Origin of the sequence: Nitrospira sp., assembly GCA_024998565.1 — a bacterium.
Taxonomy (GTDB): domain Bacteria; phylum Nitrospirota; class Nitrospiria; order Nitrospirales; family Nitrospiraceae; genus Nitrospira_A.
Genome location: JACOEM010000001.1, coordinates 487002 through 513379, shown reverse-complemented (window position 1 = coordinate 513379; position 26378 = coordinate 487002). Strand labels below are relative to the sequence as shown.

At 59.8% G+C, this 26378-nt stretch carries 30 protein-coding genes; 13 read left to right on the top strand and 17 right to left on the bottom strand.

Going from position 1 to position 26378, the window contains the following annotated elements; translation table 11 throughout:
• Positions 1 to 173: 173 nt before the first annotated feature.
• The 3 genes from H8K11_02665 to H8K11_02655 form a co-directional block, all read right to left on the bottom strand.
• Complete coding sequence (locus H8K11_02665; protein ID MCS6262634.1) at positions 174 to 575, bottom strand: YbgC/FadM family acyl-CoA thioesterase; 402 nt, start codon at positions 573 to 575, stop codon at positions 174 to 176.
• Positions 576 to 663: 88 nt separating this feature from the next.
• Positions 664 to 1017 carry a four helix bundle protein gene (locus H8K11_02660; GenBank protein ID MCS6262633.1) on the bottom strand — a complete coding sequence of 118 codons (354 nt, stop codon included), beginning with the start codon at positions 1015 to 1017 and terminating at the stop codon, positions 664 to 666.
• A gap of 110 nt (positions 1018 to 1127) precedes the next feature.
• The gene (locus tag H8K11_02655; protein MCS6262632.1) at positions 1128 to 2384 is read right to left on the bottom strand and encodes a TIGR02710 family CRISPR-associated protein; all 1257 of its coding nucleotides are present in this window, start codon (positions 2382 to 2384) and stop codon (positions 1128 to 1130) included.
• Between the two features lie 140 nt (positions 2385 to 2524).
• On the opposite strand from H8K11_02655, the gene H8K11_02650 reads away from it, so the two are divergent.
• From H8K11_02650 to H8K11_02605, 10 genes are all read left to right on the top strand, one after another.
• Positions 2525 to 2959, top strand: a complete 435-nt coding sequence (locus tag H8K11_02650) for an NfeD family protein (GenBank protein MCS6262631.1) — start codon at positions 2525 to 2527, stop codon at positions 2957 to 2959.
• Between the two features lie 12 nt (positions 2960 to 2971).
• Positions 2972 to 3925: an SPFH/Band 7/PHB domain protein gene (locus tag H8K11_02645; GenBank protein ID MCS6262630.1), complete on the top strand. Its 954-nt coding sequence runs from the start codon at positions 2972 to 2974 to the stop codon at positions 3923 to 3925.
• A gap of 54 nt (positions 3926 to 3979) precedes the next feature.
• On the top strand, positions 3980 to 4558 hold the full coding sequence (locus H8K11_02640; protein MCS6262629.1) for a D-sedoheptulose 7-phosphate isomerase: 579 nt from the start codon (positions 3980 to 3982) through the stop codon (positions 4556 to 4558).
• Positions 4542 to 5540, top strand: a complete 999-nt coding sequence (locus H8K11_02635) for a hypothetical protein (protein ID MCS6262628.1) — start codon at positions 4542 to 4544, stop codon at positions 5538 to 5540. Before H8K11_02640 ends, H8K11_02635 begins: the two co-directional genes overlap by 17 nt.
• Positions 5541 to 5588: 48 nt before the next feature.
• Entirely contained in the window at positions 5589 to 6209 is a 621-nt protein-coding gene (locus H8K11_02630; protein MCS6262627.1) for a SprT-like domain-containing protein, read from the top strand.
• A 7-nt stretch (positions 6210 to 6216) separates the two neighbouring features.
• Positions 6217 to 7410, top strand: a complete 1194-nt coding sequence (locus tag H8K11_02625; GenBank protein ID MCS6262626.1) for a DNA polymerase IV — start codon at positions 6217 to 6219, stop codon at positions 7408 to 7410.
• 89 nt (positions 7411 to 7499) lie between these two features.
• The gene (rfaE2, locus tag H8K11_02620; GenBank protein MCS6262625.1) at positions 7500 to 7982 is read left to right on the top strand and encodes a D-glycero-beta-D-manno-heptose 1-phosphate adenylyltransferase; all 483 of its coding nucleotides are present in this window, start codon (positions 7500 to 7502) and stop codon (positions 7980 to 7982) included.
• A 7-nt stretch (positions 7983 to 7989) separates the two neighbouring features.
• On the top strand, positions 7990 to 11463 hold the full coding sequence (gene mfd / locus H8K11_02615) for a transcription-repair coupling factor (GenBank protein ID MCS6262624.1): 3474 nt from the start codon (positions 7990 to 7992) through the stop codon (positions 11461 to 11463).
• Positions 11464 to 11493: 30 nt separating this feature from the next.
• Complete coding sequence (locus tag H8K11_02610) at positions 11494 to 12390, top strand: peptidylprolyl isomerase (GenBank protein MCS6262623.1); 897 nt, start codon at positions 11494 to 11496, stop codon at positions 12388 to 12390.
• A gap of 97 nt (positions 12391 to 12487) precedes the next feature.
• Positions 12488 to 13522: a peptidyl-prolyl cis-trans isomerase gene (locus H8K11_02605; protein ID MCS6262622.1), complete on the top strand. Its 1035-nt coding sequence runs from the start codon at positions 12488 to 12490 to the stop codon at positions 13520 to 13522.
• Here the strand turns inward: H8K11_02605 and H8K11_02600 are convergent.
• A complete protein-coding gene (locus H8K11_02600) occupies positions 13512 to 14114 on the bottom strand; it encodes a YihA family ribosome biogenesis GTP-binding protein (GenBank protein ID MCS6262621.1) in 603 nt (200 codons plus the stop codon). The genes H8K11_02605 and H8K11_02600 overlap by 11 nt on opposite strands.
• A gap of 101 nt (positions 14115 to 14215) precedes the next feature.
• On the opposite strand from H8K11_02600, the gene mtgA reads away from it, so the two are divergent.
• On the top strand, positions 14216 to 14992 hold the full coding sequence (gene mtgA / locus H8K11_02595; protein MCS6262620.1) for a monofunctional biosynthetic peptidoglycan transglycosylase: 777 nt from the start codon (positions 14216 to 14218) through the stop codon (positions 14990 to 14992).
• Between the two features lie 28 nt (positions 14993 to 15020).
• On the opposite strand, the gene H8K11_02590 is transcribed toward mtgA, so the two are convergent.
• From H8K11_02590 to H8K11_02550, 9 genes are all read right to left on the bottom strand, one after another.
• Positions 15021 to 15449, bottom strand: a complete 429-nt coding sequence (locus H8K11_02590; GenBank protein MCS6262619.1) for a VOC family protein — start codon at positions 15447 to 15449, stop codon at positions 15021 to 15023.
• A gap of 40 nt (positions 15450 to 15489) precedes the next feature.
• Positions 15490 to 16428 carry an isoaspartyl peptidase/L-asparaginase gene (locus tag H8K11_02585; protein ID MCS6262618.1) on the bottom strand — a complete coding sequence of 313 codons (939 nt, stop codon included), beginning with the start codon at positions 16426 to 16428 and terminating at the stop codon, positions 15490 to 15492.
• On the bottom strand, positions 16425 to 16991 hold the full coding sequence (locus H8K11_02580; protein MCS6262617.1) for a hypothetical protein: 567 nt from the start codon (positions 16989 to 16991) through the stop codon (positions 16425 to 16427). Before H8K11_02580 ends, H8K11_02585 begins: the two co-directional genes overlap by 4 nt.
• 98 nt (positions 16992 to 17089) lie before the next feature.
• Positions 17090 to 17560, bottom strand: a complete 471-nt coding sequence (locus tag H8K11_02575; GenBank protein MCS6262616.1) for a D-tyrosyl-tRNA(Tyr) deacylase — start codon at positions 17558 to 17560, stop codon at positions 17090 to 17092.
• A gap of 34 nt (positions 17561 to 17594) precedes the next feature.
• A complete protein-coding gene (locus H8K11_02570; GenBank protein MCS6262615.1) occupies positions 17595 to 18098 on the bottom strand; it encodes a methylated-DNA--[protein]-cysteine S-methyltransferase in 504 nt (167 codons plus the stop codon).
• Position 18099: 1 nt separating this feature from the next.
• Positions 18100 to 19728, bottom strand: coding sequence for a murein biosynthesis integral membrane protein MurJ (gene murJ / locus H8K11_02565; protein ID MCS6262614.1), 1629 nt, complete (start codon positions 19726 to 19728; stop codon positions 18100 to 18102).
• A gap of 58 nt (positions 19729 to 19786) precedes the next feature.
• Positions 19787 to 20449, bottom strand: coding sequence for a TPM domain-containing protein (locus H8K11_02560; protein ID MCS6262613.1), 663 nt, complete (start codon positions 20447 to 20449; stop codon positions 19787 to 19789).
• A complete protein-coding gene (locus tag H8K11_02555) occupies positions 20436 to 21341 on the bottom strand; it encodes a TPM domain-containing protein (protein ID MCS6262612.1) in 906 nt (301 codons plus the stop codon). Before H8K11_02555 ends, H8K11_02560 begins: the two co-directional genes overlap by 14 nt.
• A gap of 31 nt (positions 21342 to 21372) precedes the next feature.
• Complete coding sequence (locus H8K11_02550) at positions 21373 to 21975, bottom strand: LemA family protein (GenBank protein MCS6262611.1); 603 nt, start codon at positions 21973 to 21975, stop codon at positions 21373 to 21375.
• A 161-nt stretch (positions 21976 to 22136) separates the two neighbouring features.
• Here H8K11_02550 and H8K11_02545 point away from each other — a divergent pair, with 161 nt between their 5' ends.
• Positions 22137 to 22442 (top strand): hypothetical protein, encoded by a 306-nt coding sequence (locus H8K11_02545; GenBank protein MCS6262610.1) that lies wholly within the window; start codon positions 22137 to 22139, stop codon positions 22440 to 22442.
• A 134-nt stretch (positions 22443 to 22576) separates the two neighbouring features.
• Here the strand turns inward: H8K11_02545 and H8K11_02540 are convergent, their stop codons facing one another.
• Positions 22577 to 23077: a PilZ domain-containing protein gene (locus H8K11_02540; protein ID MCS6262609.1), complete on the bottom strand. Its 501-nt coding sequence runs from the start codon at positions 23075 to 23077 to the stop codon at positions 22577 to 22579.
• Between the two features lie 585 nt (positions 23078 to 23662).
• On the opposite strand from H8K11_02540, the gene H8K11_02535 reads away from it, so the two are divergent.
• A complete protein-coding gene (locus tag H8K11_02535; GenBank protein ID MCS6262608.1) occupies positions 23663 to 23842 on the top strand; it encodes a hypothetical protein in 180 nt (59 codons plus the stop codon).
• 186 nt (positions 23843 to 24028) lie between these two features.
• Here the strand turns inward: H8K11_02535 and xth are convergent, their stop codons facing one another.
• From xth to H8K11_02520, 3 genes are all read right to left on the bottom strand, one after another.
• Positions 24029 to 24802 (bottom strand): exodeoxyribonuclease III, encoded by a 774-nt coding sequence (gene xth / locus H8K11_02530; GenBank protein MCS6262607.1) that lies wholly within the window; start codon positions 24800 to 24802, stop codon positions 24029 to 24031.
• Between the two features lie 141 nt (positions 24803 to 24943).
• Positions 24944 to 25348 (bottom strand): hypothetical protein, encoded by a 405-nt coding sequence (locus tag H8K11_02525; protein ID MCS6262606.1) that lies wholly within the window; start codon positions 25346 to 25348, stop codon positions 24944 to 24946.
• A 200-nt stretch (positions 25349 to 25548) separates the two neighbouring features.
• On the bottom strand, positions 25549 to 26373 hold the full coding sequence (locus H8K11_02520) for a mechanosensitive ion channel family protein (protein ID MCS6262605.1): 825 nt from the start codon (positions 26371 to 26373) through the stop codon (positions 25549 to 25551).
• Positions 26374 to 26378 lie beyond the last annotated feature (5 nt).

Here is a 26378-nt window from a genome sequence, read left to right as displayed (position 1 = left end):
GAGAATAGCGCTGCCCCGACGGCGGACACATGCCGTTGCGGGAGGAGAGGCGCGGAGGGCTTACGGTTTCTTCTTGTTCTTGTCGGAAGGATTGTCGGAAAAGAGCAACCAGGCGAGGACGACGAAACCGATCGCCACACCAGTCACTGCCAGCCATGTGCCGAGTTTGTCCATTAGCTCCTCGTCTCTGGAGGTCCTTGTAACGCAGCCAAGGTGGGTTTGTCGAGTCGCTTTACTTTCAAGTTGTCATCCACCGTCACCAGCTTGGCCGAGCCTTCGACCACCACTCGCCCGCTCCTCCGTTCCCGCAGGACATGCGCAAAGGTGAACGAGGCCTGGCTGACCGACGCCAGTGTCGTCTCGATCACCAATGTCTCACCATAACGCCCCGGCGATCGATAGTCGAGCTCGGCGTGCACGACCATAAACTGGGTCCCGCCGTCCCGTAACTCGGCAACCGACAGGCCCCGCTCTTCGAGATACTGCGTCCTCGCCCGCTCGAAATACTTGAGGTAGTTGGCATAGTACACCACCCCTCCGCAGTCGGTGTCCTCGTAGTAGATTCTAATTTCCATGGGAGCGAATGGCGTAGACAAGAGCTTATGGTATGTGGCCGGAATAACCGGTGCGAATGGCAAATGCCCTATCGCACAAACGCTCTCCTCACTCCAGTGCGTTCCGGAATGCATTGATGCTCTTTGCCAGCTTCTGACCTTCATCGTACAAGGCCTTGTGTTCAAGGTCGGCAATATATGCCTGCTCCGCAGCGAGACAGGACGCAGCCACGACTTCGACCGTCGAACCTAGGGCAATTTCCAGATGATAGTCAAAAGCCTTTTTAGAGCTTTTGGCCGAACCTTCGGCAATATTGAGGCAAATACTATTCACGGCTCTGTTCATCTGAGATCTCAATCCATAGTCCTCGTGACGAGGGAATTTCGCCGTCGCCAAATATACTTTCGAAGCGTAATTTTTTGCCTTCTTCCATATATTGAGCGTTTCAAACCTGAATGACACTTCTTGCGCTCAACCTTTCAACTTCGGTCAGCGACCGTTCAGCGTAGTCATCCGTTCCCTGAACGGTCCCAATATCCCCCCTTAACCATAGGCTATACGCCATATGCTCTTTAGAGGTTCAGATTCGGGAACTTCGGCAGCGAGGACTCGTTCACGCCCGTGAGTTTCATGACCACATCGGACAGTTGCTGCACCCGCTCGGATTTGATGGCCTCAAACCCGTGGCCCAACACCGCATGGTTGGCGGCGTCGAGCAGCGGCTTCATCTTGGGCCAATCGCGAAGAAAGGCCTGCCCCATCTGATCGCCAAGACCGGCCAATACCCGGAACTGACTCTGCAACGGCAGCTTGTACTTCCCGTCCACATCATCGAGGTAACAGGTGCGGCAGGTGTCCCGCATCGATTCGGGCAATTGCTCCGGCTGCACATCCCAGGACTTGATCTTGTACTGTTTGAACAGTTGCCGCTGGGCGCAGGCTTCCATCGCGCGCACGAGCGCCACCATGGCCCGTTCATAGTCATGGTCCACGTGGGCGCGACGATGGGCATGCGCGAGCAGATCGAGCACTACCCCTTCCTTCACGTCGGCGGGATCCAGTACCAGCTTTTCCAAGAATCCATTATTGGCCTTGATGAACGGCAGGAGCGCCTTTAACCCGGGCGGCCCTCCCCAGAGCGAGGCCATGTCGAGCGCCTTCAACGAGGTCTTCAGTTTGTCCCACGCCTGGCGGTAGTGAAACTGCTCCCACAACCCGTACCCCAACGCCAATTCGCCCAAGGCACGATAGAGGGGCTTTTGTCCCCCGCTCACGCGAGCTTCCAGGGTATGAAACAGCGTGGCGGCGGCTCTGAATGAACCATGATTAAAGGCGTCGCTGGCTTCACGGCGCACCACGACCGCCGACTCATCCCAGGGATTGCCCTGCAACCAATACTTGGTCAACCCGCCGATCGCGATCGCCTCCCCCTCTTCGCGGCCCTCCGCATCGACCAGACTGATCACCCGTGACGTCCAGGGTTGGCTCACCGTCGCCAGCGCCGCGGCCATGGCAGGGGTGGCGCCGGTCAAATCGACGACCACTTCGCCCACCTGCACAGCCCAGTTTCGAAAGAGGTCGTGGATAGATCGTGACAGGGCCTGATGACAGGCGATGACGTCGGCCGGATCAGGCGTCACCACCCAATCCCAACGTTTCGGCATCTGCTGCACCAGCGGTTGCACCGCCTCTTCGACCTGCGTCTTCGCCGATTCCGGCACGAAAAAGCAGAGCAATTCCGGCTGCAGCCGGTTGATCACATAGGCGGCGAGCGACGGCGCATCGGTAAAGGCCAGAATGAGCGCTTTGACAGGAGTATCCGCAGGCATGACCGCGGACTATACCACTGCACTCCGGCTGCTTCAACGAACGACGGTTTCCTCACAATCCTTGACGGTCCCGGGAAAGACGCATAGACTTCCGCGTGAATCACGAGACAACCCGCGCCCGTGACGTCTGAGGAGGTGCGATGACCTGGTGGCTCTGGGCCTTCCTGGGACTGTTTCTGCTCGGCAGCGAAGTCGTCACGCCCGGCGGGTTCTATATGTTGTTCTTCGGCATCGGGGCGCTGGTCGTCGGCGCGCTGGTCGGCCTGGGCGTGATTCAGAGTGAATGGGTGTCCTGGCTCCTCTTTTCGGTCTTCTCCGTTGCCTCCCTCGTCATCCTTCGTCCTCCGCTCCGCCGCCTCATGACGGCCGACCGGGGCAACGGCTCATCGGTCGATACCATGGGCGGCGAAACCGCCATCGTCCTGGACGACCTTCCTCCCGGCGCCACGGGCAAAGCGGAATGCCGGGGCAGCACCTGGAATGCGCACAACGCCGGCGACAAGCCGCTGCTCAAAGGACAACGCAGCCGCGTCGAGCGTGTCGACGGCATCACCCTGTGGATCAAACCAGAATGAGGTCGCACCATCATGGAGGATAGCGGAATGCCAGGCGGACTTTGGGTTGTTATTTTCCTTGCAGGCCTCGTCCTGCTCGTCATCTCGAAAACCGCGCGTGTCGTGCCGCAACAGAGCGCTTACGTCGTGGAGCGGCTGGGCCGGTACTCACGGACACTCGGCGCGGGGTTCCACATCCTGTGGCCGTTCCTCGACAGTGTGCAGTACAAACACTCGCTGAAAGAAACCGCCATCGATATTCCCGAACAGATCTGCATCACGCGCGACAACGTGCAGGTCGGCGTCGACGGCATTCTCTATTCCAAGGTGCTGGATCCGCAGCGAGCCTCCTACGGCATCAGCGACTATCGCTTTGCGATCACGCAGCTGGCTCAGACCGCCCTCCGGAGCGAGATCGGCAAAATCGAACTCGACCGCACCTTCGAAGAGCGCACCAATATCAACAGCCAGGTTGTGAATGAGCTGGACAAGGCAACGGAACCCTGGGGCGTGAAGGTGCTGCGGTACGAGATCAAGAACATCACGCCGCCGAAAGACGTGCTGGCCGCGATGGAAAAGCAAATGCGGGCCGAACGGGAAAAACGCGCGGTGATTCTGACCTCCGAGGGCGAACGCGACGCCGCCATCAACCAGGCGGAAGGCGAGAAGCAGCAGGTCATCAAGGCCTCCGAGGCGAAGAAACAGCAGCAGATCAACGAGGCCGAGGGCGCAGCCTCCGCGATTATGGCCATCGCCAGCGCCACGGCAGACGGACTCCGCAAAGTCGCCGAATCCACGCAAATTCCGGGCGGCTACGAAGCCGTGCAGCTGCGCGTCGCCGAGCAGTACATCACCAAGTTCGGGGAACTGGCCAAAGCCAGCAACACCCTCGTGCTCCCCGCCAACGTCTCGGATGTCGGCTCGATGCTGACGCTGGCGATGAATATGATCACGAAACGGTCTTCGCCCACATCTCCGGGAAAGTAAGAGACGTCTGCGGTCGTTTGACAGTGACTCGGGGCTTCCCTACAATTCCGGACCATGAAAGAATTTGCCATCAAGGCCTTCGACGACAGCGCCGAGATCAAGCGGCGCTTCGCGCGGGACCATGCCGACCGAATCGTGCAGGTCGCGCAACTCATCGGCGGCGCGTTTCAGGCCGGACATAAAGTCTTGCTCTTCGGCAACGGCGGCAGCTCCACCGATGCCGCGCACATAGCCGCCGAGTTTGTCGGCCGCTATAAGCGCGAACGTGCCCCGTTTCCGGCCATTGCCCTCGCCACGGACATTGCCGCCATCACCTGCATCGCCAACGACTACGGCTTCGAGGAGCTGTTCGCCCGTCAAGTTCGCGCACACGGGCAGCGTGGAGATGTGGCGATCGCGATCAGCACCAGCGGCAACTCCCCCAACGTGTTGAAAGGGGTCGAGGCGGCCAAAGCCCTGGGCCTCACCACGATCGCCTGGACCGGCGGAACCGGCGGCAAACTGGCAGGCATGGTGGACTACGCCTTCGTCGTGCCTTCCACGCTGACCGCCCGCATTCAGGAAAGTCACATCACGCTGGGCCATGTGCTCTGCGAACTCATTGAGGATCACGTTCTTGCCAACCCGGCGTAAGCGCCCCACTGCAGCATCAACGCCCCCCGCGATCATCCGGCCGATCGATGCGTCGCGCCTGAAGACCTATCCGCTCCAGCGCCGACACAGCAAGGTGCAGGTCTCCAACTTTGCCAAGGTCTGGACGAAGGGTCGCTCGTTCGCGCGGTTTCTGGACTCACTCCCCGATATCCTGGCGGTCAAAACGTTGCGCGAAGTGGCGCAGGCCATTGCCAAAGCCCATCGCAACGGCCGGCCGGTGATCGTTGGCATGGGCGCCCACGTCGTGAAGGTCGGGCTCGGCCCGCTCCTCGTGGACCTGATGGAACGCGGCATCGTCACCGCTCTCGCCATGAACGGAGCGGTCATCATCCATGACTTCGAACTCGCGTTTATGGGGCACACGTCCGAAGAAGTGGACGCGGAGATCGACTCCGGCCGATTCGGCATGGCGGAAGAAACCGGCCGCATGCTGAATGAAGCCATCACCCTGGGCATGAAAGAAGGTCAGGGGCTTGGCGAATCGCTCGGCAGTTATATTCATCGACGGAAACAACTGTTCCCACATCGCGCCACCAGCCTGCTGGCCACCGGATTCCGGCTGGGCCTTCCCGTCACCGTGCACGTGGCCGTCGGAACCGACATCATTCACATGCATCCGTCCGCAGACGGCGCCGCGATCGGGGCGGGTTCGCTGCTCGATTTTCGCCGCCTGGCCGCAGTTGTCTCCGAAATGGAAGGCGGGGTCTATCTCAATCTGGGGTCAGCCGTGATCCTGCCGGAGGTCTTCCTGAAAGCCGTCTCGCTCGGACGCAACCTTGGTCATCCGTTGACGAACATCACCACGGTCAATATGGACTTCCTCTCGCACTATCGCCCCATGACCAATGTCGTGCGCAGACCCACCCAGAAGGGCGGCAAGGGATACGCATTGACCGGCCACCACGAGATCATGGTGCCATTGCTGGCCGCCGCGGTCATTGAAGAGTTGTCCGGCCGCTGATTCCGGCCTTTCAGCTTTCACTCGGCTGTTCAACATTACGATCATGTTGTGAGTACCATGTCCCCCTCTGCGGAACCGCTGCTCACAATCTGGACCGATCTCAACCGCCGCTACTTTCAGGGCGGCTTACCTCCGATTCCCATTGAATGGAGCCGCCGACTGACCTCCTCAGCCGGGATGTTCGTCTGCCGGATCGGGCCACGACAGCCGCTTGCGCGCACTCTCGAAGAACCGGCCAGACGGCGTTGTATCAGACTGTCGGCGGTGCTACTTCAATCCAATTACCCGGAGCCGAGCCACGAAACCGTCATGACCCTGGCGCACGAAATGATTCACCAATGGCAGTACGATATCTTGAAGCGTCGCCCGAATCATGGTGCCGATTTTCGTCGCATGATGGGCCAGATGAATCGCGACGGCCTGGGCATCACGATCTATCACTCGCTGGGAAAAGAAGTGGCTGCCTTGGCCAAATATGCCTGGCGTTGCCAGCACTGCGGCTGCCTCTATCAACGACAACGCCGGACCATCCAACCGAGACGCCACTTCTGCGGCGCCTGCCGGGGGCCGCTCCGCGAGCTTCCTGCCGTGGCACCCGTCACCACCACGGAACCGGCCCACACATCTGCCGCAGGTCCTCAGCTCGGCTTTCCCTTCACCCCCGTGTAGGACATCGATGTCCGGACGATGGCCCCGACAAATTCTCTTCGGCGACATCGACGCCATGTTTGCCTCTGCCGCGGTTCTCGCAGATCCATCGCTGAAAGGGAAACCGGTTGCCGTGGGCGGCCCTCCGCCACGCGGCATTGTGGCAGCGGCGAGTTATGAGGTGCGTCGCTTCGGGGTGCGATCGGCGATGCCGACCATTCAGGCCATGCGACTCTGCCCTCAGCTCGTTCTCGTACCGCCGGACCGTCCGTTGTACCAGCGTCTGCACCGCCAGCTTCAGGACATCACCGACCGGTTTTTCCCGGAGACCGAATGGACCAGTATCGATGAGTTTTATGCAGATACGACCCGATTGCAAACGCGGCATCCCGATCCCCGCGAGTTGGGGCAAGCGCTCAAAATCGACATCACCCGCGTCACGGGCCTGACCTGCACCATTGCCCTGGCGTCCGGCAAGACCGTCGCCAAGATCGCGGCCGATGCGCATAAACCCGACGGACTCGCCGTGATTGAACCGGGCTCGGAAGCGGCGTTCCTCGCCCCGCTGCCGATTCGCTCCTTGCCGGGCATGGGTCCCAAATCCACCGAAGCGATCGAGCGTCTGGGCATTCATACGGTCGGCGATCTGCTCGAGCCTCGATTCGAACAATCTCTCGTCCGCCTGCTTGGCTCGCGGCTGGCGGCGTTTCAATCACTCGCTCGCGGCCATGACTCCGATCCCGTGGTGGCCGATCGCGAGGCCAAGAGTATGAGCCATGAAACCACCTTCGACGAAGACACGAACGATCCGGCCCTGCTGGAACCAATCATTCATGGCTTCCTTGAAACGTTGACGCACGATCTCAGGCTGGAGGGACTCGCCGCCGGGTCATTCACCGTGAAGCTGAAAGATTCGCACTTTCGCATCACCACGCGGCAACGAAAATTCTCCTCACCGGCGAACTACGATCCGGACATGTGGCCGGACATCTGCGCTGCCCTTCACGAGTTGCTGCAGCCGCGATCGCGTTATCGTCTTGTCGGTTTGGGACTGTCGGACCTCGTCCCGGCTCCTGAACCCCTGTTCGACCGGCGACAGCGCGACGCGGTCGCCATACTCGACCGGTTGATCGAGCAACATGGCGCGGGGGTGGTTCGACTGGGAGGACTTCCACAAGGCTGGAACAGCCCGAAGAAGCGGGGACGGCGCACGGAAAACTGACAACCGGATGGCAGCCAGGCCGCCGTGGATTCGTGGTGGCAGACTTTTTCCACATCCTGTTAAGATGACATTTTCGCGACGCACCCACGATGCACACCAAGATCACCACGCGACAAGAGCTTGCCTCACGGCTGAATGAGCACCGTCGGCAGGGACATCGTATCGTTTTCACGAACGGCTGCTTCGACCTGATGCACATCGGCCATACCCGGTATCTGCAAGCAGCCCGCGATCTGGGGGATGCGCTGGTGGTGGGCGTGAATTCCGACGAGTCCGTGCGCGCCCTGAATAAAGGCACCGACCGCCCCATCGTGCCCGATACCCAGCGAGCCGAGGTTCTCGCTGCGTTAGCCTGCGTGGACTATGTAGTGATCTTTTCGGAACCGGACCCCGGCGCCCTCATCGCAACCCTCCAACCGGATATTCTCGTCAAAGGCGGAGATTGGTCCGTCGATCGGATTGTGGGACGGGAAACGGTCGAGGCCCGCGGCGGACGCGTCCAGACCATTCCACTCGTTCCCGGCGTGTCGACGACCACGCTGGTGCAACGTATTCGCTCCACGACAGCGTAAGGATATTGTGCCTCCCCTGATCCCGCTACATCTGACTCAGTGGCTCGCGCCGGCGCGAGAAGCCCTTCGCAGCAGCTCGGGCAAACCCTGCCTCATGGGGTTGCATGGGTCGACCGCCGGCTTCGGCTTGGCGCTCCTCACACACAGCCTGCCATCTCAGCCCCTGGCCGACCGTTCCTGGCTGATCGTCGCCAAAAACGATGACGAGGCGGAACGCCTCTATCGCGACACGGTGTTTTTCCGAACCCTCTGCGGGCAGTCCGTCGACGATCTCGCACTCTTCCCGAAATGGGAAACGCTGCCCTATGAATCGACGGTCCCCCACATCGATCTGGTGGCCCGCCGCATGCAGACGCTCAACCGCCTCTGCACCACGGCGCGCACGGTGCTCTTCACCTCCGTCCCGGCCTTAACGCAGCGGGTCCTGCCGGCCCTGGTCTTCACCGACGCGATTCTGCAGTTTCGACCGGATGGTTCCCTGGAGCGGGAAGTGCTCGTGTCCAGCCTGTTGCGGTTGGGCTACCGGAAGGGATCGGTGGTAGAAATTCCCGGTGAGTTCAGCATTCGCGGCGGGATCGTCGATATCTATTCGACCGCCTATGCCGACCCGCTACGGGTGGAGTTTCTCGGCGACACGATCGAGTCGATCCGCTTCTTCGATCCGGCCACACAAAAATCGACCGACAAGATCAAGCAGGCCTGGGTGCTGCCGGCCCGCGAATTGATTCGCCCCGAGGACGCACCCGATGCCCTCGCGCCCCTGGCCGCCGACGCTGAATGGCATGCCCCATCGGTCTACGGGACCATGGACAGCCTCCTCGACTATTTCCCTCGGCCGCCGGTGCTGGTCCTGGATCAACCCGGCACGCTGAAGGCCCACACGGAAGAATGTTGGCAAGCCATCGAGGAAGGATTCCTGCGTCACGAAGATCGCACGGATCCGAATCCCTACCCCACACCGGACAACCTGTACCTCACGTGGGATCAGATCCTCGCCGCCACCCAAGGCTACGCCACGCTCGCGCTTGAGCCGGTCACCGCACCGGACGCGAGTTGGGACCCGGTGCTGACCTGCCCGGCTCAAACACCAGCCAGCGTGGGGCTCGGTCAACGCGGCACCGCATTCAGCCATACGCTGGAGGTACTCGATCGCTTGCGCGAAGCCGGACCGGTCGTCCTGGTCGCCCGCAGCCAGGGCCAGGTCGGCCGCTTGCTGGCGTTATTCGGCGAGCATGATCGACCGGCGATGGAATGGAAGCCCTCGGCACTCTCGGCCGGCGGCGCGCAAAAGGCGCCGTTTTCGGTCTTGAACGGCGAAGTGTCGGCCGGTTTTCTATCCCCCGATCTGCGGCTGGTGGTCCTCACCGAAGAAGAACTCTTCGCCAAAGGCGCCCGCCATAAACCGCAGCCCAAGAGCAAGGCCGCCACCTTCCTCTCCTCGCTGGAAGATCTGAACATCGGCGACTACGTCGTGCACATGCAATACGGCATCGCGAAGTATCAGGGGCTGCGTCGGCTCTCGGTGCAAGACTTCGACAGCGACTTTCTGGTGCTGGAATTCGCGGGGACCGACAAGCTCTATGTGCCGCTCGATCGACTCAGCCAGGTCCAACGCTATGCGGGGGCGGATGCCCATGTCCCCCGCCTGGACCGCCTGGGCGGCACCAGCTGGGCCAAAACGACCGCGCGGGTCAAGAAAGACATCGAAGAAATGGCGCACGAGCTCGTCGATCTCTACGCCAACCGGGAGCTCGTCCATCGCACCTCGTACGGTAAAGACAGCATGCTCTACCACGAGTTCGAAGCGGCCTTCGAATACGAAGAAACAGTCGATCAGCGCAAGGCGATCGAAGACATTGCCAACGATCTGGCCTCCACGAAGCCGATGGATCGCCTGGTCTGCGGCGACGTGGGTTACGGCAAGACCGAAGTCGCCATGCGGGCGGCGTTCAAGGCCGTCGAGGAAAATCGACAGGTGGCCGTGCTGGTGCCGACGACGCTGCTCGCCCACCAGCATTACGACAACTTCGCCGAACGGTTTGCCCCCTTTCCGACTCGCGTCGCCCTGCTGTCACGCTTTCAGTCTCCGAAGGATACGAAAGCGATCGTCAAGGATACGGAAGCCGGCCTGGTCGATATCCTCATCGGCACCCACCGGCTGCTCCAAAAAGACGTGAAGTTCCGCAACCTCGGCCTCGTCATCATCGACGAAGAGCAATGGTTCGGCGTGAAACATAAGGAACGGCTGAAACAGCTGCGCACCCAAGTCGATGTGTTGACCCTGACCGCGACTCCGATCCCACGCACATTACAAATGACCATGGCGAGTGTGCGCGACCTTTCGATCATCGATACGCCCCCGTCGGGACGCCTGGCGATCCGCACCCAAGTCCTTCGCTTCAGCGAAAAGGCGATCCGTGAGGCGATTCTCCGCGAACTCGGCCGAGGGGGACAAACCTACTTTGTTCACAATCGGGTAGAAACCATGGAGCGGATGGGCGCCTGGCTCCAGGAATTGGTGCCGGAAGCCCGCATCGTGATGGCACACGGCCAGATGGACTCGAAACCGCTGGAAGCCGTGATGCTGAAATTCTTCCACCGGGAAGCGGATATTCTGATCGCCTCCGCCATTATCCAATCGGGCATCGACGTGCCGACCGCCAACACCATCATCGTGAATCGCGCCGACACCTTCGGACTCGCCCAGCTCTATCAACTCCGCGGCCGGGTCGGCCGGGGCGGCGAACAGGCCTACGCCTACTTCCTGGTGCCGGATGAAGGCAACCTCTCGGACGATGCCCAGAAGCGGCTGACCGCCATCCAACAGTTTACCGAATTGGGATCGGGCTTCCGCATCGCCGCAGCGGATCTTGAAATTCGCGGTGCGGGGAATCTGCTCGGCAAACAGCAATCGGGCCATATTGCCGCCGTCGGGCTCGATCTCTACCTGCAAATGGTGGAACAGGCGGTCCAACGCCTGAAGGGTCAGGTCGTGGAGGAAGAACCGGATCCCGAGCTGCGTCTCAGCGTCTCCGCCTATATTCCCGAAGAGTACGTGGCCGACAGCCACCAGCGCCTGTCGCTCTACAAACGACTATCCTCCTGCGGACAACTCGGCGACCTGGCCCTGATGCACGGAGAGATCGAAGACCGCTACGGGCATCCGCCCGATCCGGTCGAGCGTTTGTTCGAGCTCATGCAAATCCGGCTGTTGGCCAAGCAGCTCCGGCTGAGCTCTGTGGTCGAGCAACCGCATGCGGTCGTAATCACCTTCGATCCCAAGGCCACGGTCTCCGAAACCGCCGTGCAAGCCCTGATGGACCGATACAAGAAACGACTACGGTTTCTGTCGCCGCTGTCTTTTGAACTCCAGATACCGCATGACGACTGGAGTTTGGTCTTTCCAGAACTCAACGCAACCTTGCAAACCCTCCACGTCTGTGGTACCAACAATCAAGGGCCCCGCACGGCCTCGACCTGACCTTCGTAGAGGATGCTCCGCCCCGACCGCATGACGCCACCGCGCACACGACAGATTTCATTCTGGCAGACACGATTGACCAGCGCCGCGCTGGGTCTCTGCGCGCTCGGGTCGTTGGCCGCCTGCACCGAACCACCGCAGGAAGAGCCGGTGATCGCGATGATCAACGGCCGATCCATTACTCAATCCGAATTCGACATCCGCTGGGAAGACCTGTCGCAGGCCACGCGCGCGCGCTACGAAAAGGAAGGCGGGAAACGCCGATTTTTGGATGAATTGATCATGCGCGAACTGCTGATGCAGGAAGCGCGCAAGCAGGGTTTGGATCAGTCCGATGAGATTCGCGAAAAGACCCTGCGCTACCGCGAGCAGCTGATTCTGGATGAGTTGCTCAAAGACCGGATCAAGACCAAGGTCGAAGTCAGCAAAGAGGAACTGGACGCCTATCTGGGGAAACACGCCAATCAGCTCCTGGCCAATCCCAAGGTGCAAGTGTCGATTATGCTGCTGCCGAACGTCTATGCGGCCAAGGACCTCAAACGGCAGGTCGAAGCGGGCGGTAACTTCACGCGATTCGCCCTCCGGTATTCAATCGACGAACGCAGCCGTGCCAAAGGCGGCGATCTGGGCCCCTATAAGAAAGGTCTGCTGGAGCCGGAAGTCGATGCGCTGATTCCTTCTCTGCACCCCGGAGTCATCAGCGATCCGATCAAGACCGCGCAGGGCTATTACCTCGTGAAGGTCAGCCCCCTGGAGCCGGAAATTCTGCAGGCGGACCAGGCCACCCGCGAACGACTCCGCCAGGAACTGTTGGCCGAGAAACGCCGGAAACGTCTGGACGATGTGTTTGCCGAACTTCGCACCGGCGCCACGATCCGCCTGGCCGACGCAGCTCGTTACGTGACCGATGAACCACCGCGCCCGTAACCGCCCGCGCACTCCCCTCCGTCTTCACCCGTCTGCGTTTTTCATCTCCAGAGCGCTCCCTTTCTGACGCCTCGATTGTGTACAATCCAACAACCCTATGAACGATCAATCGCTGTTCGCCCGCACCTGCCTCCACGGCTACAGGCTCTTCTCGTCCCTGAGGGACAGGCGTTCCCCCGGACCCGCTCGCAGCGCAACCGGGTTCACCACCCTTGGTGCGCTCATTTTCTGCCTCTGCCTACTCTTCATCCTGATTTCCAATGCGGAGGCCGCCAAGCTGGAAGACCGCATTGTCGCGGTCGTCAATACCGACCTGATCATGCTGTCCGAATTGAAACGCGACCTCCTTCCCGAGCAGGACCGGCTGCGCAAGCTGTACAAAGGCGAAGACCTGGAGCGCCGCCTCAAGACGGCTGAGGCCATGGGCGTCACGAAAATGATCGAGCGGAAACTGCAGTTGCAAGCCGCGAAGAACAAAGGTGTGGACGTGTCCGATCAGGAAGTCGTGCAGGCGGTCGAAGAGATGAAGAAACAGGGCGAGGCCATCGACAGCGCCGATCCGAACACCGCCAGGAGCATTCGCGAACAGTTGACCTTGATGCGAGTTGTCGACCGCGAAGTCCGCGGCCTGATTATGGTGGCGGACTCGGAAATGAAACGGTATTACCATGAGCACCAGGACCGGTTTGCCTACCCCGAGGAATACCAACTCAGCCAAATCCTGATCAAGCCGCGCACGCCGGACGGCCTCTCCGCCGCCCATGGACGAGCCGAAGCGCTTCTGGCAACCCTCAAGCAAGGTGAACCGTTCGAGGATCTCGCCCTGCGCTTTTCCGACGGCGCGGATGCCTCGCGCGGCGGGCGGCTCGGCCTAGTCCGACAAGGCGAATTGATTCCCGCGCTGGAACAGGCGCTGACGTCCGTGGACGTGGGGCAGATTACGGGCATTGTGGAGACGTCGGAAGGGCTGCACATCGTGCGGGTCGACGACAAAAAGCCGCGCCAGTTCCGGCCGTTTGAACAGGTGAAGGCCGAAATTCAATCCCTCGTGTTTCAGCAGAAGACCGAAGATCAGTACCAGATCTGGATGGCCGACCTGAAAAACAAGGCCTACATCGAGATCAAGTTTTAAACTGCGTACGAATCTCGCCCCACAAGGCGTCCCGCCCCTCATGCGTTTCAGCCGAGTAGAGCACAATCGGCACCTCGGGCCCCAATCCGCAAGCAGTCCGCACGGCAGCGAGGCTGGGCGCCCGCTCACTTTGCCGCAATTTATCGGCTTTCGTCAGGACGATGATCATGCCGCACCCGAGGGACTGCACCCACTGCACCGTCATCACATCCTGCGGCATCCACACACGTGCCTCAATCAACAGAATCACAGCGCCGAGGGATTGTCGCTGTTCGAGATACTGCTCGATCATCGGCCCCCATTGCGCCCGCATGGTTTTGGAGACCTTGGCGTACCCGTATCCGGGCAGGTCGACCAGCGACAGCAGGGAGAGCTTCGGATCCGAGGTGCGGACCGTGAAAAAGTTAACGGCTCGCGTTTTCCCCGGCGTCTTGCTGACCTTGGCCAACTTCTTGCGGTGAAGCAGGGAATTGATCAACGAGGACTTCCCGACATTGGATCGTCCGACGAAGGCGATCTCCGGCAATCGGTCGGGAGGAAACTGTTCTGGGGAGACCGAACTTTTGATAAACTCAGCGCTGAGTAATTTCATGGTGATCAACCGCGTATCGACGTGCGGGATGTGCTTTCACCTCCGGAGACACAGGCCGGACCGGTGGAACACCTCGTGTCCTCATAGATAGAGTGTCGGGAATGAGCAAGTCAACTGGCAGCCTGTTCGGCCGAATGCTGTTGTGGGGGACCATCCTGGTCGGTTTCCCCGCAGCCGCATTGGCGCTGTATTGGCTGGTGACGCTGCCGGACGTCTCCCATCTGACCAAACATCACCCCACGGAAACAGCGGTCATGGAAGCCCGGCGGGCTCAGGCCAAGGAACAAGGCCATCCTCTGCACATCAAATTCTCCTGGGTCCCTCTGGCTCGAATCGCGCCCGCCCTTCAGCGCGCCGTGGTGGCGGCCGAAGACGCCTCGTTCTTCGCGCACGAAGGATTCGATTGGGAAGGCATCAAAGATGCGGCGCTCTACAACCTGGAGGTCGGCGAATTCAAGCGCGGCGGCAGCACCATCACCCAGCAGCTGGCGAAGAATCTGTACCTCTCGTCTGAACGCTCCCTGCTACGGAAGGCCCGCGAAGCCCTCATCACCCGTTCCCTGGAACATCATTTGACGAAGGAACGGATTTTGGAATTGTATTTGAATGTCGCGGAATGGGGGCAGGGCGTATTCGGCGCGGAAGCGGCCGCGCGGCACCATTTCGGGAAATCGGCCAAGGAGCTGACGATCGACGAAGCGGCGCTACTGGCCGCGATTCTTCCCTCCCCGCGCCGGTATGACCCGATCCGCCATACCGCCTACTTGAATCGACGGCAGCACCACATCGTCCGATGGCTGGAACGGGGGAACAGCCGGAAAGCGCCCTCGATTAACCGAATCCCTTCGGAGAACCTCGAAGTAGTCCCCGTGGAGTAATGACCACGTACCACAAACGACTCCTGCGCTACGTGGATTCGCCGACTGAGTTGTAGTCCCGCTCTCCAAAAATCGCCGACTCGTGCATGTAATATTTAAATTCGAGCAGATTTCCTGACGGGTCTTCCAGAAAAAATGTGCGATGCTCGATCCGTGTCCCGGGAAACCGGCGGCGTGGCTGCTGATAAAACCTGAGGTCATTGGCCTGCGCGCGATCGGCCAGCGCCTGCCATTCCTCTTCCTGCGTCAACACCAGCCCGAAATGACGCGGATAGACGCCCTTCTGCGGCACTGTCGACTGGGTAGAGAGATGGGCGACCAACTGGTGCCCGGCTAGTCCGAAGGTAACGGCGGAGGAGGATTCCCGACCCAGCACACAACCGAGACCATCGACGTAAAATTGCTTGGCTGCGGCGAGATCGTGGACAGGAAATGCGAGGTGAAAGAGTGCCGGCATGAGCTGATACCTCTGGTCACTGTATCAGCCACTCGCGCGACTAGGCAAACCGCCCGTTCACATGTGGGCGGCCGTCGCGCCCGATCACACCGGCCACCATGTTCGGCGTACTGTGCCGAATGGCGAACCGGCCATCGGGCGAGAGCACCAGCACCCCGGCCGCACCGTGAATACGCTCCACGACCTTCCGCAGTACCCGATTCGCCGCTACCAGCGGACTCAACCCGCTCGCCAACAGATCGCTGATCTCCTTCGCAACGGCTACTCGAATGATGCTCTCCCCTAATCCAGTCATGGAGACCGCTCCGGCCTCATTGTCGGCATAGACCCCGCATCCGATCAACGGCGTATCGCCGACCCGGCCCGGCAGCATCACATCCACCCCGCCGGTCGATGCGCCGGCAGCCACCGTTCCGGCGAGATCCAAGGCCACCGCGCCCACGGTTTCCTTGCCCAAGCTGCGCGCACGGAGGCGGCCCCGCTGCATGATCGCCTGATGCAAGCGCAACGTGTGCTTCAGCCCGTCCCGCGGCCTCAATTCCTTGGACTGTGGCCCTGCCGTCCGCTTGGCACGGGGCGCGCGCTCCAAGCCGAAATAGTCCGCAAAGCGGGAAGCGGATTGCCCGACCAGCAATACATGGGCCGTTTTTTCCATCACCAGTCGCGCGGCGGTAATGGGATGAACGATGCCCTCGATGGAGGCCACAGCCCCCGCCCGCAGATCGCGCCCTTCCATTATCGACGCATCCATACGCCGCACTCCATCGAGCTGACGGTTCGAGCCTCGCCCTGCATTGAACAGGCCTGACTCCTCCAGCAGGCGAACGGCTTCTTCCACCACAGACAGCGCCGGAGTACCGGCCATGAGCAAACGATGGCCCTCGGCCAGGGCGGCCTCGACGCAGGCCGCTTGAGCGACGGTCATGGCGCGGCGTCCCGCGCCACCGTGAATGAGCAGGATCGGTCGTGAGCGTTTCAATTCAGCAGGAGATCTTTCACACGACGGCAGGCAGGATCTTGCATTCGATCGAGGTCTGACCGGACAAACCCCAAACCGGTCACGCACAGCTCGAAGTTTTCCGACAGCTTCCGGAACAACGGGGAATCCTGCTCGGGGTCGTAGCTGCCATACTCGGCGACCAACCCGTACGAGCGTTTGCCCGTCTTCACGTAGTCCACCAGGAAGTCTTTATGGTAGATGCGGCCTACGCTCTTGAGGCGGCGGAGATATTCTGGAAACAGGCCGGTCATGAAGAGTGTAAAGTCACCGATATGGCGGTGCACCTCGCGCTCACGCTCGAAGGATTGTGCGTCCAACAGCACTTCGGATTCGAACAGCATCTCGACGACGGAATCGACGGCGCGGCCCTGCGTATTCTGGATCTTGTAGAGTTGGTCGGTGTGCGCGAATTCGACGAGCAGGTTGGAGACGTACTCGGTGACATTCAGATCGGGCCACCCGAGGTGTTCGGTGAAGCTTTTCTCCGTCAACGCTCCGAAGAGCTGCCGGAGTGGATGGCTGCGAGAAACGGGACTTCCCATCTCGACCTCCCGGGCAATCCCTGCCCTGTGAAAATAGTATAGCAGACCATGCTCAACCCTAGCGGACTTTCTCCCTGATTCCTTATCGGCACGTACATTCAAGACTTGAGCGGCGGAGCTGCCGATCCGACTCGGCTGTCCAACAGAAATGTTACCGGACCGTCGTTGAGCAATTCCACTTGCATGTGCGCCCCGAAATTCCCGGTTTCCACCGTCAGGCCCTTCGCCCGAAGCCGGCTCACGACCTCTTCGTACAATGCACGCGCCTGCTCCGGCGGAGCAGCTAGGTCGAACCCTGGCCGTCTCCCCTTGGTCGTATCGCCGAGCAGCGTAAATTGCGAAACGACCAGCAGCGCCCCGCCAGCCTCGGCGAGCGTACGATTCATCTTCCCCTGTTCGTCGCCGAAGATCCGCAGGGTCTGAAGCTTCTCGACGAGATACAGCAGGTCGCGCTCGGCATCACCTTTCGCGACGCCCAACAGCACCAAGAGACCTGCGCCGATCCGGCCGACGATCCGGCCCTCCACCTCAACTGCCGCGCGTGTGACCCGTTGAATGACGGCCTTCATGCATCGTCCTTCACAGAGCGATAACCAGCCACAATCACTGCGCATTCCGCAGTTGATTCAATGTGCCTTCCAAATTCAGCAGGCGACGCTTCAACGGCAATCCGCAAGAAAACCCACCCAGAGAACCGTCATGTGAGACGATCCGGTGACAGGGCACTACAATGGGGACCGGGTTGGCTCCGAGCGCCATCCCCACCGCCCTGGCATACTGCTTACCACCCACACGCATGGCGACCCATTGATAGGACCGCACCCGGCCATAGGGAATCCGCGTGATCGCCTTCCAGACCTTCCGTTGAAACGGCGTGCCGGCCGAACAATCCACCGGAAAAGAAAACTCACGACGCGTACCCGCAATATACGCCAGAAGCTGCACTCGCGCCTCTTCCACGATCGATGCGGCTGCGCCGCTAGCTTCAGCCGGTTGTTGCAGCGCAGCAGGATCCGATGGCGACAAATCAATGGAGGTCACGCCCTTCTCGGAAGCCGTAATACGGATCAAGCCCCAAGCGGTCTGAAACGTGATTGCATGCGTCATCTCAGGTTGCCCCAAACTTCTTCGCGACCCGGCCCAATTTCCGCTTCACCATTCCTAGCATCACGTCCAATTCCTCCGAACCGAGCATAATATGCACCCCGAGATATCCGATGACGCTGACTCCGATTCCACCAAACAAGGCTGCGGATTTCACGACCCACGCGCCGTCGCGCTCCCACAGGGACGCATTCGCGACCCAGAGGCACATCACGGCGACCGGAATGCAGGCCCCTAACACTCGAAAAGCCGACCGTACAATCGAACCCCAATCGACACGCCCCAGACGCCGGTACAACACGGCCACCAAAATACTCCCGTTCAGCATGGAAGCCAGCGCCGTGGCCAGCGCCAGCCCCGCGGCATCCAGCAGCGTCATCAACCACAGGGACAATAGAATATTCGCCCCGACCGCAATCCCCGCAGTGACCGCCGGTGTCCTCGTATCCTGTAGAGAATAAAACGCGGAGACGATAATACGCACTCCGGCAAAGGCCCACAACCCGACGGCATAACAGAGGAGCGCCGTCGCCGTCGCCAGCGTATCGGCTTTGGTGAACGATCCATGCTCGAACACCAGATGCACGATCGGGTGCCGCAAGAGGATCAACCCCACCATCGCGGGCAAAATGATGAAAAAAATCATCCGAAGGCCGAACCCGATCGTTGTCCGCAATTCATCCAAGGCCCCACGGGCGGCCTGCGCGGAGAGCGTCGGAAGAATCGCCGTCGCGAGTGCCACGCCGAATATGCCGAGCGGAAACTGGATGAGCCGCATACCGTAAAACAAATAGGTCGGGCCACCGGCAAAATACGAGGCCAGGATCGTACTCACGGTGATATTGATCTGCGTCACCGACAAGCCCAGCAACGATGGCACCATCAGCCACCCGATACGCTTCACGCCCGGATGGCCGGGTTGTAACCGCAGACCGAACAACATTCCCCGGCCTTTTAATCCCGGCAACTGCATCGCAAATTGCGCCACCCCCCCGACGACGATGCCGATCGCCACGCCGATGATGGGCTCCGGCAACCAGGGCGAGAGGAACAGCATGCAGGCAATGGTAGCAATATTGAAAAACACCGGCGAGAAAGCCGGCGCCGCAAAGGCGCGCAGCGAGTTCAGAATCCCCATCGCCAGGGCCGCCAGGCTGATGAAGATCAGATAGGGAAACATCATCTGCGTCAACAGCGTCGTCAGCGCCAGCTTATCCGGACTTCCGCGGAAACCCGGGGCAAGGAGCCAGACAATCCCGGGTGCCGCCAGAATGCCCAGCAGGGTCACGGCGGTGACGATTGTCAGCAGCGTCGTGAAGGTGGCACTGGCCAGTTCCCAGGCATCCCGCTTGGTCTTCAGGGTGTGATATTCGGTAAAGACCGGAATAAAGGCGGCGGACATCGAGCCTTCAGCGAACAGTTCCCGCAATAAATTGGGGATGCGGTATGCGACAAAGAACGCGTCGGCCGCCGGGGTCGCGCCAAAGAGTCTCGCTAACACCATGTCGCGGACAAAACCGAGGATACGGCTGGAAAAGGTCGCCACGCCGATGAGGCCCGCCGCCTTGACGACGGAACGGGTTTCATCCGGAGCTGGTCGAGATGGTTCAACGGACTCGGCGGGATCCGACATTATCGGCGATTGTAGCGAAACAGGATGGAGCCGTCCATTGTCGGACAAGAACCGGCGATCACGTATCCTGAATCACCTGATTCGATAGCTCATCGGGATTGTCGCCGTCACGCACAGGACAGGTGCGCGCAAGGAGCATTCCGCTGGCTTCGATGCCGCAGCACAGGCCGCCGACCAGATCACCAACCTTCAGTCGTTCGACGACGACGGCAACAACCTCCTGCCACTCCGCATCCGAGATTCCATCGCGCAATGATTGGTCTGCCAACACAGAGACCTGCCGTTCGAGTAGGGAGACCAGCAGCAGAAGTCCTGTTCGCTCACGGGTCTGCGCGAGACCATGCTGAGCAAACGCTAATTGCGCCCGTAACTGCACCTTCCGATGCATCCGTTCGCGGGAGGTGAAAAATCGCAGCACCGGAGGCCATATCCCGACCCAGGCTCCGAGGGCATAGGCCAGCATGGTCACCCCCAGCAACCAGACGGCATTCGCCGCATGCCACCCCCACGGGAGCCACGTGGTTTCGGTCGTCAGCAGCGTCGTCAAGGCGAGCACCGCGCTCAGTAGCCCGGCACGATGGTGCGCCTCACGATATACACCGGAGCGCCCGACGATCATCGGCACAATTTCCGCGCTGGTTCGTTGTTCGGCCGCCTGCACCGCCGCCTCGACACGCGCGCGTTCTTCATCGGTCAGCGCCGGCCGTCTACCAGTCGCCACTAGCGCCTCCTCCTCCGAAATCACCTCCACCGCCGGAGAAGCCACCGGATCCTCCAAACGACCCCCCGAGACCACCGGACCCCCATCCGCCTTGTTGCGTGCTGAACCAGGTCCCGTCAAACGCACCGCCGTCTCCCCGCCTGCGTGATCCGCTACTTGGTCCCAGCCTACTCAGCAGGCCGACCAGAACCAGGCTCACGGCCCCGGCCATCACTGCCGGTATCACCCATGGGGCAGCCAGAAACGAAAGGCCTCCCCCGACAACAGGCCCCAGCACTCGATGAGCGCGTGAGAAGAAGAGACCAACCACGACTCCCAGAATCACCGCGAAGGCCGCAGTGGCGAAGGCATCGCTGGAAGAAGGAGTACCCGCCGGATGTTCCGGTGCAAGGTAGGTCCCTTCAATGGTGCGCAAGATGGCTTGGACACCGGCCGTCACACCGGCCGGAACATCTCCGGCTCGAAATCTTGGCACAATCTCATTCCGGATAATCTGAGCCGACCTTGCATCCGTCAGGACTCCCTCCAATCCGTAGCCCACCTCTATGCGAATTTTACGATCCTTGATCGAGACGAGCAGGAGAACTCCGTTATCGGTCCCCTTGCGGCCCAGCTTCCACGCCGTCGCGACACGATGGGAAAAATCAAACAGCGGCTCACCCTCTAACGATGGAATGATGAGGACCGCCACCTGATTGGAGGTGTTGGCTTCGTGTGCCGCCAGATCGGCTGAGAGTCGCTCTGCGACGGCAGGCGGCAAGGCGTGCGCCTGATCCACGATGCGCCCGCTGAGAGGCGGCACATCCAGCGCTGCAGCTGGGAGGCTCGCCACCCCTGTGAGCCAGAGCCACCCGATGAGGAGCCCCCACCCTGTTCGCCCCAGCAGCCGCATCGCAATCGCTCCCTGACTTAGGAGACCGTCGTTAGAATTTTACTTCGGGCGGCTTGGCCACCGCCTTTTCGTCAGCCACGGTGAAATTGGCCTTCTCCTCCAGATGCAGGAGAAACTTGGCGGTGAGATTGGTGGGGAAATAACGAATCATCTTGTTGAATTCTGCAACCTTGTCGATGTACCGCTTGCGTGCCACGGCGATGCGATTCTCAGTGCCTTCGAGTTGGCTCTGAAGGTCGCGGAACCCTTGATCCGCCTTGAGATTGGGATAATTCTCGGCCAAGGCAAGCAACCGCCCCAGCGCACTCGAGAGACCCTGCTGCGCCTCTTGGAACTTTTTGAAGGCGGCTTCGTCCTTGAGCAACTCCGGCGTCACCTGAACGCTGGTCGCCTTAGCACGCGCTTGCACGACGCTTTCTAACGTATCCTTCTCATGCGCGGCATATCCCTTCACCGTATTCACCAGATTCGGGATTAAATCGGCCCGCCGCTGATATTGGTTGATCACTTCACTCCAAGCCGCCTTGGTATCCTCGTCAAGACCTTGCAAGTCGTTATAGCCGCAGCCGGACAGGGCCAGCACTGCCGCAAGCAGCACGACTCCGCCCATCGAACGCATCAATGACATGACCATGCTCTCCTCCTTCGCGCCGGTCGCAGCGGACCACGCATTCTTAGGACGTAAGGCTTTCACCGGCGAAGTCAATCACCGGCGGGACCCGCGAGGTGTCGATTCCTTGATAACCTTGCTATACTTACCCACTTGTAGTCGATCAGCACACAACGGGAAGCGGCATGGCACTCGATCATTCGACTGATACTCCGGGGGGTTATCAAGTCCGGCATCGAGCCTTGGGAGTGTTTCAAGGCAGCTCCATCGGGCTGGCCTTCTGGCATCCATCCTCTCATATGCCGGAGTACGGGCTTTGTCGCTTTGCCACTGAGGCGAAGGCACAAGACTATGTCGATTTTCTCTCGTCACCGGCATGCCCTGAACCATTGAATCGAGCAGACCTCATCGTGGAACCCTTCGACCACACCGAACACGACCGCCTCACAACTGAGCATCCCCAGGCCTCCGCCTGGGAAACTCCACTCTAACAGAACATCGAAGAGAACGCTGTCCCCCACGCAGCAAGTCGCCCGCTGGCGTCCGAGCAGATGTTCCCGTAATCGGGCATGACTCTGGGCAAACTGGAGCGGGGCAACGGAGGAAATAGGAGAAGTGGGTACAGCTAGCTGGAGGACCCTGCTCCGGAAGATTCAGTTTTGGCGTGCACAAACGCGAGCAGCCGTTTGTTTTCTTGCGCCGACCGAAGAAACTTGAATGCAATACCGCGGGAACTCACAGACCGAACCATCGCAGCCACTTCGAGCGGCGTCTGGTCATTCTCAAGCGCGATCTGAAGATAAAAAATATCATCCACGTGCACCGGAGCTTGGCTCTCGATGATGCACCCGCCCATCGAAATGTCCAAGACGGTTCCTTCTCCCCTAACTTTGCCGCCGGAGAAAGACAAAAACAGGTGCACAGGAATACGCAGATGTTTTCGCCGATCGAGCATCTGCGCCGGATACCGGCGTCCCAATCGGAAGGCCTGGAAACGGAAGCTACAAGACTGACAATGGAACGGGGCAATACAAGCAAGCGACTGCAACCGCTCCATCAGCGTGGAGCAGCGTGAACGAAACACATTGTCTTGGCCGCACTGCGGACACGTGAGGGGTTGGATCATGCTGAATGATCGGCGGGTATTAGCGCCGCTCTCCCGAATACAAGATACTCTGCCGGACGCCGGTCACGGCTCCACCTGAATACTCACGACAGATGGCCTTGAAGCAAAACCGACCGCGGACACAGATCACAGCAACTTCCCACAGTCTGACACACCACCGGCCGTGGGCGCAGCGGAATGACACTGTCAGTTCAATCGATAAAGGATGGGGGGAGTTCTGTCAAGAAACTCAACGGTTCGCTCCAAAAGGAAGGCAGATTCACTGATTAGCCCTTCTCTTTTCAGAGGCCAGTCAGCGTAGATCTGCCGATTTCGGTGCTCGCCGAATTGACCCTGTGATTCGTCATGTTCCGAGCGTGCATCGCCACCACAACTCTCATCGCAGACCTCATTTTGTACAGAACCCTTCCCATTCGCTCAGAATTTGTCCAACCGTGAAACGTGAACGCCCTGATATCGCTACACAATCCGGATTAAATGGTTTTAACGTCTCACTAACACCTCTTTAATCTCGCGTTGCTACTCTCTCCTCACATGGGCACGGCCTTTAGATCATAAGGGCGCAATCCTAAGGAGGTGGGAACCATGACATGCGGACGATGCAAAGGGTTGATGGTCGATGAGTGGAGACCGGACTTTTCGCCGGAAACGTTTGTCTGGCGCTGCATTAATTGCGGATCGATTGTCGATCCATTGATTGAACAAAACCGCCGAACTCGACTTGCTGAACAACTGTTGCTGGAGCCAGTCGAAGTATTGCAGTGATAGAGGAGTCGCAGGACCGGCATGACAGATGCCCCGAGTCCTGCGGCACTGATTGACGAGTACAATCTTCGCTGCGGCCATCAAGCTGGCCGCAGCGAAGATGAAGATGCAGAGAGCGGACTATCTACCAGATCCCTCTAAGGTCTGAACGAGACAAAGGGTACGGTGCCCCTGCGCAATGCTATGCTAGGTGGAAAACTCGGCCCACAGGACAGTGTGATCGGAGGGATCGGCCGCACGGCGTGGTTCCAAATCGACATCAACGCGCTGACACTTCTGAGCCAAGGGCGGGGTTGCCAGAATATGATCGATCCGCCACCCTTTGTTCGCGGCAAGGGCACTGGGTGCACGATAGTCAAAAAACGTGAACTGCTGGCGATCTGGATACAGTTTGCAGAACACATCTTCGAAGCCCCACGCAACCGTCTTCCCATAGGCATTGCGCGCGTCTTCGTGGTAGCAGACATGTTTCAGATGTTTCTCCGGGCTGTGGACATCAATGGGTCTTGGGGCCACATTCATGTCTCCACACCAGATCGCCGGCTCCTTCGGGGAAAGATGAGTTTCGAAATGCTTTCGTAACCGGTCGTACCAACCCAGTTTATATTGGTACTTGGGCGATTCGATCTCGAAACCCTGCGGAACATACGTGTTGATGATCGGGATGCCTTGAATCACCACGCGTAAGAGCCGTGCATCCTCTGCTTCCCCCCCGTCATCGAACCCATGCCAGACTGCTTCAGGCTTCGTTCGGCTGAGAATCGCAACTCCGTTGTAGGCTTTCATACCCCGGAACGTAATCTCGTAACCGGAGGAGGCGAGCGCAGTCAGCGGAAATTCGCTGTCCTGAACTTTTGTTTCCTGCAAACAGAGCACATCAGGCTGATGGCGTTCGAGCCACTGCAGCACGATAGGGAGACGCTTGCGCAGTGAGTTGACGTTGAAGGTGGCGACTTTCATACGGCGAGGATTCTAGCAGAGCCCGCCCGCCGCAACAACTGAGGCAGACAGAACAACAAGGCCTGTGATCGGACATTTCCCGATCACAGGCCGCAATTGTCGAATATCAGCGTTATCCGGCTCTCAGCCAACCGGCCGACTTTAGTTCCGCATCGCCCCCGTGACGTCGTTCTTCATCCCGCCGGCCTCGTGAGCCGCATCGTCGGCCATACTCCTCGCTTCTGCCGCCTTCGCGCGAGCCGCGTCTTTCTTGGCCTTGACCTTGGCTTTCATGTGTTCCTTCTTTGCTTTCAAGTCGGCCTTCGTTTGCTTTTTCTTCGCTTTCGCCGCCTCCCGCTTCGCCTTCATCTCGCTCTTCACCGATTCTTTCTTGGCTTTCAGGTCACTCGCCAGATCTTCCTTCTGGGCGTTCAGGTCGTTCGACAGCCCGCTCATGTCCTGCTTCATCCCCTCGGACATCTGACCCAGCCCCATATCATCGGCCACGGCCAACGAACTCATTCCCACAAATGCGACGGCGATCAACACAGCAATTGACCTTCTCATCAACAACTCCCCCTTGGTTGAAATATGGTGCCCGGCTCAATGGAGAACCGACCGGCATGCAGGATTCATCAATACCGTGAAGGGACGAGTTTGCCAATTATTTTGCCGGTTTTTGCCGGGACCGCGAATCCTCACACGACAAGCCGGTGGCAGAGGCTTCACAGAAACTGACACGTGAGTGGAAGGATCGTCGCGAGACCTTACGTCCGCACAGCGATGAGATAGCGCCTGAGAATGGCTTGTTCGACCCGTGAACGCCCACGGTCGGGGGCTGGAAACCTGAGCACCAGATGAATACGTCCCGCCTCAGGGAGCTGGATGGTAATACGTGGCTCAGGAGACGGCGCTTCCAGCAGGTTTCGCTGTTCCAGCAATTTCATCTGCCGGCCCATTTGATCCATGAAGGAGGCGCACTCGACTTTTGCGGCATTGAGCAGAGCTTGCTCAGCGGCTTGCCAATCGTCCGTGCTCTGAAGCGGAACCGACAAAACATAGAGGCCGTATTCCTGCGACGGGCTCTCTCTGATCAAGGGATTTCCAAACAGAAGACTGTTGGGGAAGACCACGGTTCGACCGGTATAGAGATGCGACGTCTGACCCGGCCCGATTTCCAGCAACTTCGTCGCGAAGACATCGTATTCCAGGACAACGCCCCGATACGTGCCCAATTGGATACGATCACCCACACCATACACGCCCCCGCCGACACGCAACGCTGCACCGCTCCAGCAGAGGATCAATTCCTTTGTCGCCAGCACCACGGTGGCCGCCAGCGCGACCAACGACACGGCAAACGCTTCCAACTCGTGGGCCCAGATCACGACGAGCCCCACGAAGAGCCCCAGCACCATGCTGTTCCGAGCCGTGACGATCCATCGTCGCTTCGCATCGATGGTCAGCGTCTGATTGCCTTTGATCCAGCGGACCAGAACCGTGCGTGCGATGAGCAAAATGAGGAGGAGGAGGATGGACTTGAGCAGGTCGAAGAAAACGCTCGATCCGATCACCGGCAACAGTTCGCGCATAACGT